Source organism: Lentzea xinjiangensis (genome assembly GCF_900110955.1).
Classification (GTDB): domain Bacteria; phylum Actinomycetota; class Actinomycetes; order Mycobacteriales; family Pseudonocardiaceae; genus Lentzea; species Lentzea xinjiangensis.
Map to the genome: position 1 here is coordinate 176,669 of NZ_FOFR01000012.1, position 12,455 is coordinate 189,123.

Here is a 12,455-nt window from a genome sequence, read left to right on the forward strand (position 1 = left end):
CCAGCGACCGGGAAGACGCGCGGCAGGTGCTCAGGTTGTCCAGGCCGGCAGGGCGTTCCCGGTGCGCGCGCCGAGGCCGAGCACCCTGGCGAGCCGGAGGTCCTCCTCCGTGTCCACGTCGCAGCGCAGCGACGGCCACGGCCCGAGCAGCGCGACCGCGCCGGAGAGCCGGTGGTGTCCCGCCGACCCGACGCCGAACCGCGGGTCCAGCGCGCCGCCGGGCGCGGCGAGGAGCAGCGTGGTGCCGGTGCCCTGCCGGTCCGGGACGAACGCGCGGCGGCGCCCGGCGGCTTCGAGCGCGGCCTGGAGCTCGCCGGACTTGAGAGCCGGCAGGTCGGCCTGGAGCGCGCCGATGCGATCCGACCGCAGCGTGCGGGCCCCGTGCTCCAGCGCCGCGTTGAGCCCCGGCTCCGCGGGCTCCGGCACCGACTCGACGCCCAGCGCCGCCATCTCGGCCGCCACCGCCGGGTCGGATGTGATCGTGACCACGCGCCGCACGCCGGGGGTGGCGACCGCGGCGGTCACCGTGTCCAGGGCGAGCGCCAGCGCCAGTGCCGCGTGCGACACCGGATCTCCGCCGGTGGCGCTGGCCAGCCTGGTCTTGGCCCTGCCGAGGGTCTTGACCGGAACCACGAGGTCCACTTCATCCCGCACCTCCCCATGGTCCACGATCCGGCGACCGCCCCGTCGGCCACTCCGCCGGCCACTCCGTCCGCAGCCGCCTCGCCGGGACCCGGAGTCCCGGGCGGTCCCTCCACAGAGGGCGCCGGAAGCGGGCGAGGAGGATCGCGGCCGACGGACTACTGTGCTCAGGGCGCAGATACGTGCGGGTCCGCGAGTGAGGAGAGGGTCCACGTGGCCAAGGAGAAGGGCGGCTTCTGGGTCGGGGTCGCCGCGGCGATCCTGTACCCCATGTCGTTTGTGCTGGGCAGGCACCGGATCCTGCACGGGGAGCGCCTTCCGCGCCAAGGGGCGGCGCTGCTCGTGATGAACCACATCTCGCACCTCGACCCGTGCTACGACGCCGTGTTCGTGCACCGCAACGAACGGGTGCCGCACTTCCTCGCGAAGCACAGCCTGTGGAACGTGCCGATCATGGGCACGATCCTGAAGGGCGCGAAGCAGATCCCGGTCTACCGGGGCACCACCGACGCGCAGCAGAGCCTGCGCGCGGCGCACCAGGCGCTGGAGACCGGCCAGGTCGTGGTGATCTACCCCGAGGGCACGATCACCAGGGACCCCGACGGCTGGCCCGCGAACTCGCGCACCGGCGTGGCCCGGCTCGCGCTGCAGCACGACGGCCCGGTCATCCCGGTCGCGCGCTGGGGCACGCTCGAGCTCTACAACCACTACCGGAAGAAGTTCCGGCCGTTCCCGCGCAAGACGATCACGCACCTCGTCGGCGAGCCGGTCGACCTGTCCGCGTACCGCGGCCGGGAGGAGACGCTCCCGTTGCTGCGCGAGGTGACGGACCTGCTGATGGGCAAGGTCAAGGACCACCTCGCCGAGCTCCGGCAGCAGGAGGCCCCCGAAGGCTTCTACGGACCGAGGAAGGCCTGAGGAGCATGGCGATCGAACGCGTTGCGGTGCTCGGCGCCGGCTCGTGGGGCACGACGTTCGCGAAGGTCGTCGCGGACTCCGGGCCCGAGGTCGTGCTGTGGGCGCGCCGGCAGGAGATCGCCTCGGCGATCACCGAGACCCGCGTGAACGACGGCTACCTGCCCGGCATCGAGCTGCCCGCCAACCTCACGGCCACCTCCGACCCGGCGAAGGCGCTGGACGGCGCGGACGCCGTGGTGCTGGCCGTGCCCTCGCAGACGTTGCGGGCGAACCTGTCGGCGTGGAGGGAGCTGCTGCCGGCGGACGCGACCCTGGTGTCGCTGTCCAAGGGCGTGGAGCTCGGCACGCTGAAGCGGATGAGCGAGGTGATCCGCGAGGTCGCCGGCGTCGACGAGTCGCAGGTCGCCGTGGTGTCCGGGCCGAACCTGGCCAAGGAGATCGCCGTCGGGCAGCCGACCGCGACCGTCATCGCGTGCACGGACCACGACCGCGCGGTCGACCTGCAGCACGCGTGCTCCAACAGCTACTTCCGCCCGTACACCAACACCGACGTCGTCGGCTGCGAGCTGGGCGGGGCGTGCAAGAACGTCATCGCGCTGGCGTGCGGCATGGCGGCGGGCATGGGCTACGGCGACAACACGATGGCGTCGATCATCACCCGCGGCCTGGCCGAGACCGCGCGGCTCGGCGCGGCGCTGGGCGCGGACCCGCTGACGTTCGCGGGCCTGGCGGGCCTCGGCGACCTGGTGGCGACGTGCGCGTCGCCGTTGTCGCGCAACCGGTCCTTCGGCGAACGGCTCGGCAGGGGCGAGACCCTCGCGCAGGCGCAGGAAGCCGCGCACGGGCAGGTCGCCGAGGGCGTGAAGTCGTGCTCGTCGATCCGCGAGCTGGCCGCGGCGCACGGGGTGGACATGCCGATCACCGAAGGCGTGCACCAGGTGTGCCACGACGGGCTCAGCGTGCGCGCCCTCGGTGCCGCCCTGCTGGGCCGCGACCGGAAGCACGAACGCCAGTGAACGAGCTCGGTGACGGCACGCGGGTCGTGCACTCGGTCTCGGGCGCCCCGGGCGACCCGTTCGGCGCGCAGCCGGTGTTCGCGTCGGCGTACCACCTGGGCGGTCAGGACTACTACGGTCGCGCGGGCAACCCGACGTGGCGGGCCCTGGAGACCGCGCTGGGATCGCTGGAGGGCGGGGAGTGCGTCGTCTTCCCGTCCGGGATGGCGGCGATCTCGACGCTGCTGCGGACCGTGCTGTCCGCCGGGGACACCCTGGTCCTTCCGTCGGACGGCTACTTCCTGAGCCGCAAGTTCGTGTCCGGGATGGACGTCGAGGTGGTCGAGGCGCCGACCGCGGGGCCGTACCCGTCCTTCGAGGGCGTGCGGCTGGTGCTGCTGGAGACGCCGTCGAACCCGGGACTCGACGTGTGCGACATCGCGTCGCTGGCCGAGGCGGCGCACGCGGCGGGCGCGCTGCTGGCCGTGGACAACACGACCGCGACGCCGCTGGGCCAGCGGCCGCTGGAGCTGGGCGCGGACCTCGTCGTGGCGTCGGACACCAAGGCCGTCGCCGGGCACAGCGACGTCCTCTTCGGACACGTCACCGCCGCCTCCGCGGAGCTGGCCGACCGGCTCCGCGAGGCCCGCACGGTGAACGGCGCGATTCCCGGCCCGTTCGAGACCTGGCTGGTGCTGCGCGGTCTCGGGACGCTCGACCTGCGGCTGGAGCGGCAGGCGAAGAACGCCGAGGCGCTGCACCGGCTGCTCAAGGGCCGGGTCGCCGGTCTGCGCTGGCCCGGCGCCCCTGACGACCCCGCCTACCTGCTCGCGGCCCGGCAGATGCGGCGGTTCAACGGCGTGCTGACGTTCGAGCTGCCGGACGCGGCGGCGGTCGGCGACTTCCTGTCGCGCTCGGAGCTCGTGTCGGCGGCGACGTCGTTCGGCGGCCTGCACTCGACGGCCGACCGGCGCGCCCAGTGGGGCGATCCGGTGCCGGAGGGCCTGGTGCGCCTGTCCGCCGGCTGCGAGGACACCCACGACCTCGTCGCGGACGTGTCCCACGCTTTGGGACTGAATTGACGGAGGGTCCCGTTTTCGGGACCCTCTGCCGCATGTCCTCCACCGCACTGTGTTGTACCTGGCGATAGTCCCGCGTCCTCTTTTCGCGCATTCGCCACGGTTAGGACTGTTTTCCGCGATGTTCGCCGTTCCCGAGAACACCGTCGTTCTGCCTGAGACCTCCGCGCTGCTGCACCCCGTTCGGGTGGCTTTGTCGTGGGCGGCCGACCGGGACCGCTGGAAGCACCAGCTCCGGTACGACCCGGAGGAGCGCTTCTCGGCGTTGGTCGACCGCTCCGACGACCAGGAGGTCTGGCTGATGAGCTGGCTCCCCGGTCAGACGGCGTCGCTGCACGACCACTCCTCGACCACGGGCGCGTTCACCGTCGTCAGCGGTTCGCTGACGGAGGTGGTCACGACCCGCATCCAGGTCGTGCACTCGCTTCACGCCGGTCAGTCGCGCGTGTGGGGCCCCGGTTACGTGCACCAGGTGCGCAACGACGGGGTGGATCCGGCCGTGTCTATCCACGTGTACCGCCACGGCACGCGCTCCATGACCCCGTACCGCTACGACCCGGTCAACGGACCCGTTCGCTGACGTGCGGCGGGACGGCCTTGTCCGTCTCGTGCGCCACGGGCGCGCCCCACGACTGCACGAGCGGGACGTGCCCGGCCCACACCAGGTTCGCCGCCAGGTCCTCCGGCTCCTCACCAGGACCGCCCTCGCGCACCTTCACGCTGGCCTCGGTGAGGTCGATCTCCAGCGCGACCGTCGCGGCGAGCTCCTTGCGGGACGGCCGGCGCGCGTAGTCCCAGCTCCCCGGCGTGACGTGCTCGACGATCGTCCGCAGCGCGTGCTCAGGGTCGTCGGCGGCCTTCGCGGTGCCGTGGACGATGGCCGACCGGTAGTTCATCGAGTGGTGGAAGACCGACCGCGAGTAGACGACGCCGTCGACGAGCGTGACCGCGACGCAAACCTGCTTGCCCTCGAGCATGCTCCTGATGGAGCGTGACCCCGTGGAACCGTGCAGGAAGATGCGGTTGCCGTCGCGCCCGTACGCGGTGGGCACGAGGAACGGCGCCCCGTCGACCTCCACGGCGAGGTGGCACACCAGGCCCGCGTCGAGGATGTCGTAGAGCACCTGGCGGTCCTGGACGGCTCGCTTCTTGCCGCGGACGACGGTGCTGCGCGGCGTGGGGGAGAGCTGCACGTCAGTGGTCATACTGCCCACTGTGGCCAAGGAAGTGGCATCATTGAAGCGCCATTTCCAACCGATACGAGAAGGCCACTTTGGCTGAGACCGCACTGCCCGTCGCCCTGGACCGAGCGTCACCGGAACCGCTGGCCGTCCAGCTCGCCGACGCCCTGCGCTCCGCCGCCTCCGAGGGCAGGCTGCGCGCGGGCGACCGGCTGCCGTCCACCCGCGCGCTGGCCGAGAGCCTCCAGGTGTCCCGCACGGTCACCGCCGCCGCCTACGAACAGCTGCACGCCGAGGGCTGGATCGCGGGCAGGCACGGCTCCGGCACCTACGTCACCACGACACCGCCCGGCCCGCTGCGCAAGCGTTCGCGCAAGCCCGTCGTGCCCGCCATCACCGGCTTCGTCGACCTCGGCACCGGCGCGCCCTGGGCGGGCGGTCTCGACCGGGCCGCCTGGCGCCGGGCGTGGCGGGCCGCCGCCGACGCACCGCCGCTGTCCCGCCCCGAACGCGCGGGGCTGCCCGACTACCGCGAGGCCATCGCCGAGCACCTGCTGCGCCACCGCGGCCTCGTGGTCAACGCCGACCCGGTGCTGGCCACCGGCGGCACCACGGCGGTGCTGACCGAGATCGCGGTGGCGGTGCTCGAACGCGGTGACGCCGTGGCCGTGGAGGAGCCCGGCTACCAGCGGGCGGTGGGGGTGTTCCGCGCCGCCGGGCTGAAGGTCGTCCAGGCCGCCGTCGACGCCGAGGGCCTCCTGCCCGAGGCGGTGCCCGCCGGGGTGAAGGCCGTCTACTGCTCGCCCGCCCACCAGTACCCGCTGGGCGGCCGCATGTCCGCCGCGCGCAGGGTCGCGCTGGTCGAACGCGCCCGGAAGGACGGCTGGCTCGTCATCGAGGACGACTACGACGGCGAGCTGAGGTACGACGTGGCGCCACTGCCGTCGCTGGCCGCGCTCGCGCCGGACGTCGTGGTCCACCTCGGCACCACCAGCAAGATCCTCACCCCGACGCTCGGCGCCGGCTGGATGGTCGCGCCCGAGCACATCGCCACGGCCGTGCTGGAGCACCGCGACCTGACCGGCACCAGCCCGGCGGCGGCGGGGCAGCGGGTCGTCGTGGAGCTGGCCCGCACCGGCGACCTCGGCCGGCACCTGCGCAAGCTGCGGCGGGAGCTGTCCGAGCGCCGGGCGTTGATCGTGGCGACGTTCGCGGCGGCGGGCATCAAGATGCTCGGCGACGACGCGGGCGCGCACGTCGTGGTGCTGCTGCCGGGTGCCGACCAGGAGCGCGAGGTCATCCGGCAGGCCCTCGAACGGGGCCTGCGCGTCGACGGCCTGGGCCGCCACCACGTCAACCGGGCGAAGTTCCACGGGCTCGCGATCGGCTACAGCGCGTGCTCACGGGAACAGCTGGTCAGCGCCTTGCCCGTGCTGACCGAGCTGCTCAGCGTCCACAATCGCCCAAACGGGTAGGGTCGCCCGCATGACGCAGCGCAAGACGAGGGTGGCCGTGGTGTTCGGCGGCCGCAGCTCCGAGCACGAGGTCTCCTGCCAGTCCGCCAAGAGCGTCCTGCCCCACCTCGACGCGGAGCGCTTCGAGGTGGTGCCCGTCGGCATCACGCCGCAGGGGCAGTGGGCGCTCGGCACGGACCCGAACGCGCTGGAGGCGGGCGCCGGCAACCTCCCGACGCTGCGGGACAGGTCCGACCTCACCCCGGTCGAGCCCGGCCAGGCCCTGCGGGACGTCGACGTCGTCTTCCCGCTGCTGCACGGCGCGTGGGGCGAGGACGGCACCATCCAGGGCCTGCTCGAGCTCGGCGGCCTGCCGTACGTCGGCCCCGGGGTGTTCGCGAGCGCCGCCGCGATGGACAAGATCTTCGCCAAGAAGCTCCTCCAGGCCGAGGGCCTCGACGTCGGCCGGTTCGTCGCCCTCGACCGCACCGCCGCCACGCTCACCCTCGACGAGCGCGAGCACCTCGGCCTGCCGGTGTTCGTGAAGCCGTCGCGCGCCGGGTCGTCCGTCGGCATCACCAAGGTGAGCGACTGGGCCGACCTCGACGACGCGATCTTCGAGGCGCGCCGGCACGACCCCAAGGTCATCATCGAGGCCGCCGTGCCGAACGTCCGCGAGATCGAGCTCGCGGTGCTGGAGTTCCCGGACGGCCGCGTCGAGGCCTCGCTGCCCGCCGAGCTGCGCCCGGTCGGCGGGGGCGCCGAGTGGTACGACTTCAACGCCAAGTACGTCGACGACTCCTACGAGGCCGACATCCCGGCGAAGCTCGACGACGACGTCACCGACCGGCTGCGCGAGACGGCGGTCAGGGCGTTCCGTGCGCTCGACTGCCAGGGTCTGTCCAGGGTGGACTTCTTCCTCACCGAGCAGAACGAGCTCATCGTCAACGAGCTCAACACCATGCCCGGTTTCACGCCGATCTCCATGTACCCCAAGGCGTGGGAGGCGACCGGCATCGACTACGGCACGCTGCTGACCACGTTGATCGAGACGGCGATCGCGCGCGGCAGCGGTCTGCGCTAGGGCGAGGTCCTGATCGGCTGCTTCGGCAGCAGGTCGCGCACCGTCGTCGAGATGTCCTGCAACGGTCCGGTGCCCGCGTCGTCGGGCACCGTCAGCGCCACGTACGCACCGCGGTCCACGATCACCCACGTCGAGCTGCCGGAGCCGGGGAGCTGCAACCACTGCACGTCGGAGATCACCCGGAGCTGCGAGGTGGCGGAGAGTTCGGCCGGCCGGGGCAGACCACACCGCAGGACCACCGGATCGTGGCCGGCGTCACCCCACGCGACCGTGGCGGGCGGCGCGGGCGAGGCGATCTCCCGGCGCGGCAGCATGTCCTTCCCGGACGGCAGCCCCACCGGCAGCTTCTCCACCAGGCTCGTGCAAGGGGGAGAACCCGCGTCCGGTGCGTCGATCGAGACCAGCGCGAGGGGCCCCGTGCGACCGGGGACGTCCTCCGTCGGGTCCCCGGTGCCCAGCCACAGACCAAGCCCGGCGACACCAATGGCGAGCACGACGGCGAGCCCGACCGCCGCGAGCAGCGGCCGGGACAGCGCCGACGTGGTTTCCTGCTGAGTCACCCAGTTATGACAACACGAGCTAGAGATGCACCACCGGGCAGGTCAGGGTACGGGTGATGCCCTCGACGTTCTGGATCCGCGCGACCACGAGCTGGCCGAGCTGGTCGACGGTGTCGGCTTCGGCGCGGACGATGACGTCGTACGGACCGGTGACGTCCTCGGCGGTGGCCACCCCGGCGATGCCGGAGATCTCGGAGGCGACTGCAGCGGCCTTGCCGACCTCGGTCTGGATGAGGATGTATGCATGCACCACGGCGTGCCCCTTCGTCGCGACAGGTTGGGTCGGGGTAGGAACGTGTCACGCAACGTACCCCAGTTGGGGTTCCGAATGCTCAGATTGGGAGGCAACTTTGCGTCCGGAGCCGCCGCGCGACGCGGAGACGGTCGCCGAAGTGGGTGAGTTCCACCTCATCCACCGGGTGACGGCCGGTCGGGCGCAACCGGAGACGACCGTGCTCGGTCCCGGTGACGACGCCGCCGTCGTCTCCGTCCCCGACGGGCGCGTCGTCGCCTCCAAGGACCTGCTGGTCGAGGGTGTCCACTTCAGACTCGACTGGTCCACACCCGAGCAGGTGGGCCGAAAAGCGGCCGCGGTGAACCTCGCCGACGTGGTCGCGATGGGGGCCCTGCCGTCCGCTCTGCTCGTCGGTTTCGCCTGTCCTCCCGACACCCCCGCGGCGGTCGTCGAGGGGATCATGTCGGGGCTGTGGCAGGAGGCGGCGACGGCCGGCGCGGGCATCGTCGGCGGCGACATGGTCAGCTCGGGCACGCTGGTGATCTCGATCACGGCGATGGGCGACATGAACGGCCTCGAGCCGGTCACGAGGTCCGGGGCGCTCGTCGGCGACGTCGTGGCGGTCACCGGCCGGCTCGGCTGGGCGGCCGCGGGACTGGCCGTCCTCGGCCGCGGGTTCCGCTCCCCGGTGGGCATCGTGAACGCGCAGCGCACGCCGGAGCCGCCGTACGAGCAGGGGCCCAAGGCCGCCGAGGCGGGCGCCACGTCGATGATCGACGTCTCGGACGGGCTGCTGCAGGACCTCGGGCACATCGCCGACATGAGCGGTGTGGCGATCGACATCCGCACCGAGCTGCTGCCGTTGCACTCGCGGCTGCTCGACGTCGCGTCGGCGCTCGGTGGTGACGCGCGGCACTGGGCGCTGACCGGTGGCGAGGACCACGCTCTCGCCGCGACGTTCCCCGGTCCGAAGTCCGTTCCACCCGGCTGGACGACCATCGGCACGGTCCGGTCGGGTGAAGGGGTGACCGTGGACGGCAGGGTCTACGAAAAACCTCCTGGCTGGGAGCACTGGCGCGCGTAGAATTCCTCGATGTGGAACTATGCATCAGAGCGTATGATCATCCAGACGCCGCCAAGATGATCGCGGACCTCCAGCAGGTCTACGTCGAGCGCTACGGCGAGGCCGACATCACGCCGGTCGACCCGGCGCAGTTCGCCGCGCCGCTCGGGTACTTCGTGATCGGCTACCTCGACGGCCTGCCGGTCGCGTGCGGTGGCTGGCGGGTGAGCGACGAGGTCGCGGGCGCCGCCGAGATCAAGCGGATGTACGTGGTCGACTCCGCGCGCGGCAAGGGCTTCTCGCGGCTCGTGCTCGCCGACCTGGAGGCGACCGCGCGCGCGGCGGGCATCGAGCGGATGGTGCTGGAAACCGGGATCCGCCAGCCGGAGGCGGTCAGCCTCTACACGACCAGCGGCTACGAGCGGATCGCGAACTTCGGCGTGTACCGCGACCACCCGGACAGCCGTTGCTACGGCAAGTCGTTGTAGGTTCGGGCGCATGGCCATCTATGCGTTGGGGGACTACACGCCGGAGATCCACCCGGACGCGTACGTGCACCCGGATGCGACGGTGATCGGTGACGTGCGCATCGGCGCCTACTCGTCGGTGTGGCCGCAAGCCGTGCTGCGCGGCGACTACGGGCGCATCGTCGTCGGTGAGCGCACGTCCGTCCAGGACGGCACGGTGATCCACTGCACCGAGGTCCACCCCGTGCACATCGGTTCGTCCTGCGTCATCGGGCACAACGTGCACATCGAGGGCGCGACGGTTGCCGACGACTGCCTCATCGCGTCGGGTTCGGTGGTGCTCAACGGGTCGATCGTGGAGAAGGGCGCGATCGTCGGCGCCGGTGCGGTGGTCTCGTTCGACGGCCACGTCCGCGAACGCACGATGGTGCTCGGGGTGCCCGCCCGCGAACGGGCCGGACACGTTGTGCCAGAACAGGCTTGGGCGTTCATCGTCGAGAAGTACGTCCAGAACATCGCGTTGTACCGGGAGAAGCTCCGTCGGCTCGATTGAGTGAGATAGGGTTCACAGCCGTGGCTCGTCCTCTCAACGAAGTTGTCGAAGCCGGCTGGGCTGAAGCTCTCGCCCCGGTAGCCGACCAGATCGCCGCCATGGGTGAGTTCCTGCGCGCGGAGGTCGCCGCCGGCCGCACCTACCTGCCCGCGGGCGAGAACGTGCTGCGCGCGTTCAAGCAGCCGTTCCACCAGGTGAAGGTGCTCATCGTCGGGCAGGACCCGTACCCGACGCCCGGCCACGCGGTCGGCCTGTCGTTCTCGGTGGCCCCCGACGTCCGGCCGATCCCGAAGTCGCTGGTCAACATCTACAAGGAGTACTCGGAGGACCTGGGTTACCCGCTGCCGTCCAACGGCGACCTGACGCCGTGGTCCGAGCGCGGTGTGCTGCTGCTCAACAGGGCGCTGACCGTGCAGCCCGGCAAGGCCAACTCCCACCAGGGCAAGGGCTGGGAGGCGGTGACCGAGCAGGCCATCAAGGCGCTGGCGGCCAGGGACGCACCCCTGGTCTCGATCCTGTGGGGCCGCAACGCGCGCAACCTGCGCCCGCTGCTGGAACCGTTGCCCGCCATCGAGTCCGCGCACCCGTCGCCGTTGTCCGCGCACTCCGGGTTCTTCGGCTCGAAGCCGTTCAGCCGCGCCAACGAGCTGCTGGAGAAGCAGGGCGCCGAGCCGATCGACTGGAAGCTGCCGTAGTTCCGCGGGCTGAACGCGATCTGAGGTTGACGGCCGCGGGAGCGGCCGTCTCCGAGTTCGGCAACTCGTTGTCGCTGCTCGTCCTGCTCTTCTGGGCCACGCCGATCAGCCCGCTCCTGGTCGCGGCGATCCTCATCGCGGAGCTCCTGCCGTTGGTGCTCGGCGCACCGCTGGCGGGCGCTCTCGTCGACCGGCTGCCCAACCGGCGTCTGCTGATCATCGCGCTGTTGTTGCAGGGCGTCGCGATCACGGCCATCGCCCCGCTCATGGGCCAGCCCGCCTTGGTGGTGGCGCTGGTGCTCGTCTCCGGTTGCGGCCGTGCGGTCGCGCACCCCTCGACGTCCGCTCTCATGCCGCACATCGTGGGCGAGGAAGAAGCGACGCGTGGTTATGCGTGGCTGGCCACCGCGCGCAGTGTCGGCAACATCTCCGGCGTCACGGGTGGTGCGTTGCTCGCCGGGATCTTCGGTCATCCCACCGCGTTGCTCATCGACGGCTGCACGTTCCTCGCGTACGCGGCGTTGATGGCGTTCGTGCGGTCGGAACGCAGGCCTTCCGGCGAACACGCGGAACGGCCGAGCGCGCTCGCCGGCATTCGACACGTGCGCGGGGATCCCGTGCTGCTCGCGACCACCACCGGGCTGGCGTTCTTCGTCGGCGCGGTCGTGGTGATCAACGTGGCTGATCCCGCGTTCGTGCGGTTCGTGCTGCACGGCGACGAGTTCCTGCTGGGTGCCATGCAGGCGTGCTGGATGATCGGCATGATCGTCGGCAGCAGGCTGGCCGTGCGGCTGACCACCGTCCCGCGGGTCGCCCACGCGTTGGCGATCACCGGCGTCACCACGGGGATCGCGGTGCTGCTCCCGGCGATCTTCCCGTTCGTCCTGACCGCCGGGATCGGCTGGTTCATCGGCGGTGTGTCGAACGGGGTCGACAACGTCTCGATGAACGCCATCGTCCGGATGCGCACGCCCGAGGAGATGCGCGGGCGGGCGTTCGCCGCCGTCGGCTCGATGGTGACCGGGGCGAACCTGCTCGGCACCGCGGCGGCCGGTGGGTTGCTGCTCGTCATGGGGCCGCGGGCGGTGTTCGCGCTGGGCGGCACCGGTGCGCTGCTCAGCGGAGCGGCCTGCCTGGTCTTCGTGCACCGGGCCCTGAAACGCGGGAAGAGCCCGGCCGGAGCCGGGCTCTTCCCGAGATAACGAACTGTGGCGGTGATCAGCCGCGCACGACCTTGCCGGCCTTCAGGCAGGACGTGCACACGTTGATGCGCTGGCGCTGCGAGGCCGAGACCTTCGCGCGCACGGACTGGATGTTCGGGTTCCAGCGGCGGTTCGTCTTCCGCTGGGAGTGCGAAACCGAATGGCCGAAGCCCGGCCCCTTGCCACAGACGTCGCACACGGCAGCCACGTCAGCCACTCCTTCAGGTTCCTCAAGCGGTGAGTCTCGCGTCCCGGTGGGCGCGCAAGCGTGCACAAGCCTCAACCGGGCACGGCAACCCGATCAGGGTAGCCGGTGGCCTCACCTGC

At 71.6% G+C, this 12,455-nt stretch carries 16 protein-coding genes; 11 read left to right on the top strand and 5 right to left on the bottom strand.

The window, feature by feature from the left end; all coding sequences use genetic code 11:
* Window positions 1–30 precede the first annotated feature (30 nt).
* On the bottom strand, window positions 31–654 hold the full coding sequence (gene cofC, locus BMW88_RS24885) for a 2-phospho-L-lactate guanylyltransferase (protein WP_089954530.1): 624 nt from the start codon (window positions 652–654) through the stop codon (window positions 31–33).
* Between the two features lie 201 nt (window positions 655–855).
* Between cofC and BMW88_RS24890 the strand changes: the two genes are divergently transcribed.
* The 4 genes from BMW88_RS24890 to BMW88_RS24905 all read left to right on the top strand — a co-directional run bounded on the left by BMW88_RS24890 (window position 856) and on the right by BMW88_RS24905 (window position 4,214).
* A complete protein-coding gene (locus tag BMW88_RS24890; protein WP_245778031.1) occupies window positions 856–1,560 on the top strand; it encodes a lysophospholipid acyltransferase family protein in 705 nt (234 codons plus the stop codon).
* Between the two features lie 5 nt (window positions 1,561–1,565).
* Window positions 1,566–2,576 carry an NAD(P)H-dependent glycerol-3-phosphate dehydrogenase gene (locus BMW88_RS24895; RefSeq protein ID WP_089954533.1) on the top strand — a complete coding sequence of 337 codons (1,011 nt, stop codon included), beginning with the start codon at window positions 1,566–1,568 and terminating at the stop codon, window positions 2,574–2,576.
* Entirely contained in the window at window positions 2,573–3,637 is a 1,065-nt protein-coding gene (locus BMW88_RS24900; protein WP_089954535.1) for a cystathionine gamma-lyase, read from the top strand. The genes BMW88_RS24895 and BMW88_RS24900 overlap by 4 nt, the downstream gene beginning before the upstream one ends.
* A 118-nt stretch (window positions 3,638–3,755) precedes the next feature.
* On the top strand, window positions 3,756–4,214 hold the full coding sequence (locus BMW88_RS24905; protein ID WP_089954538.1) for a cysteine dioxygenase: 459 nt from the start codon (window positions 3,756–3,758) through the stop codon (window positions 4,212–4,214).
* Here the strand turns inward: BMW88_RS24905 and BMW88_RS24910 are convergent.
* Window positions 4,195–4,839 (bottom strand): pyridoxamine 5'-phosphate oxidase family protein, encoded by a 645-nt coding sequence (locus BMW88_RS24910; protein WP_089954541.1) that lies wholly within the window; start codon window positions 4,837–4,839, stop codon window positions 4,195–4,197. The two genes, BMW88_RS24905 and BMW88_RS24910, sit on opposite strands and share 20 nt — an antisense overlap.
* 68 nt (window positions 4,840–4,907) lie before the next feature.
* Here BMW88_RS24910 and pdxR point away from each other — a divergent pair, with 68 nt between their 5' ends.
* Together pdxR and BMW88_RS24920 are read left to right on the top strand one after the other, a co-directional pair.
* Window positions 4,908–6,290, top strand: a complete 1,383-nt coding sequence (gene pdxR, locus BMW88_RS24915) for a MocR-like pyridoxine biosynthesis transcription factor PdxR (RefSeq protein ID WP_089954543.1) — start codon at window positions 4,908–4,910, stop codon at window positions 6,288–6,290.
* A 10-nt stretch (window positions 6,291–6,300) separates the two neighbouring features.
* A complete protein-coding gene (locus BMW88_RS24920; RefSeq protein ID WP_089954545.1) occupies window positions 6,301–7,353 on the top strand; it encodes a D-alanine--D-alanine ligase family protein in 1,053 nt (350 codons plus the stop codon).
* Here the strand turns inward: BMW88_RS24920 and BMW88_RS24925 are convergent.
* Together BMW88_RS24925 and BMW88_RS24930 are read right to left on the bottom strand one after the other, a co-directional pair.
* Window positions 7,350–7,913, bottom strand: coding sequence for a DUF3515 domain-containing protein (locus BMW88_RS24925; protein WP_245778032.1), 564 nt, complete (start codon window positions 7,911–7,913; stop codon window positions 7,350–7,352). The two genes, BMW88_RS24920 and BMW88_RS24925, sit on opposite strands and share 4 nt — an antisense overlap.
* 19 nt (window positions 7,914–7,932) lie before the next feature.
* Window positions 7,933–8,166, bottom strand: coding sequence for an Lrp/AsnC ligand binding domain-containing protein (locus BMW88_RS24930; RefSeq protein ID WP_089925682.1), 234 nt, complete (start codon window positions 8,164–8,166; stop codon window positions 7,933–7,935).
* Between the two features lie 97 nt (window positions 8,167–8,263).
* On the opposite strand from BMW88_RS24930, the gene BMW88_RS24935 reads away from it, so the two are divergent.
* The 5 genes from BMW88_RS24935 to BMW88_RS24955 are packed head-to-tail and all read left to right on the top strand — an operon-like array spanning window position 8,264 to window position 12,128.
* Complete coding sequence (locus BMW88_RS24935; protein ID WP_089954548.1) at window positions 8,264–9,232, top strand: thiamine-phosphate kinase; 969 nt, start codon at window positions 8,264–8,266, stop codon at window positions 9,230–9,232.
* Window positions 9,233–9,288: 56 nt separating this feature from the next.
* Window positions 9,289–9,699 carry a GNAT family N-acetyltransferase gene (locus tag BMW88_RS24940; RefSeq protein ID WP_089954551.1) on the top strand — a complete coding sequence of 137 codons (411 nt, stop codon included), beginning with the start codon at window positions 9,289–9,291 and terminating at the stop codon, window positions 9,697–9,699.
* 10 nt (window positions 9,700–9,709) lie between these two features.
* Window positions 9,710–10,231, top strand: a complete 522-nt coding sequence (locus BMW88_RS24945) for a gamma carbonic anhydrase family protein (protein WP_089954554.1) — start codon at window positions 9,710–9,712, stop codon at window positions 10,229–10,231.
* A 20-nt stretch (window positions 10,232–10,251) separates the two neighbouring features.
* Entirely contained in the window at window positions 10,252–10,926 is a 675-nt protein-coding gene (locus tag BMW88_RS24950; RefSeq protein WP_089954556.1) for a uracil-DNA glycosylase, read from the top strand.
* Window positions 10,927–10,952: 26 nt separating this feature from the next.
* Window positions 10,953–12,128: an MFS transporter gene (locus tag BMW88_RS24955; protein ID WP_177221283.1), complete on the top strand. Its 1,176-nt coding sequence runs from the start codon at window positions 10,953–10,955 to the stop codon at window positions 12,126–12,128.
* Window positions 12,129–12,144: 16 nt separating this feature from the next.
* On the opposite strand, the gene rpmB is transcribed toward BMW88_RS24955, so the two are convergent.
* Window positions 12,145–12,336 carry a 50S ribosomal protein L28 gene (gene rpmB, locus BMW88_RS24960; protein WP_030467945.1) on the bottom strand — a complete coding sequence of 64 codons (192 nt, stop codon included), beginning with the start codon at window positions 12,334–12,336 and terminating at the stop codon, window positions 12,145–12,147.
* Window positions 12,337–12,455: the final 119 nt, after the last annotated feature.

Coding starts and splice junctions, on each gene's coding strand:
- BMW88_RS24895 (WP_089954533.1), top strand. CDS start 1,566: ATGGCGATCGAACGCGTTGCGGTGCTCGGCGCCGGCTCGTGGGGCACG.
- BMW88_RS24920 (WP_089954545.1), top strand. CDS start 6,301: ATGACGCAGCGCAAGACGAGGGTGGCCGTGGTGTTCGGCGGCCGCAGC.
- BMW88_RS24905 (WP_089954538.1), top strand. CDS start 3,756: ATGTTCGCCGTTCCCGAGAACACCGTCGTTCTGCCTGAGACCTCCGCG.
- BMW88_RS24940 (WP_089954551.1), top strand. CDS start 9,289: ATGATCGCGGACCTCCAGCAGGTCTACGTCGAGCGCTACGGCGAGGCC.
- BMW88_RS24945 (WP_089954554.1), top strand. CDS start 9,710: ATGGCCATCTATGCGTTGGGGGACTACACGCCGGAGATCCACCCGGAC.
- BMW88_RS24910 (WP_089954541.1), bottom strand. CDS start 4,839: ATGACCACTGACGTGCAGCTCTCCCCCACGCCGCGCAGCACCGTCGTC.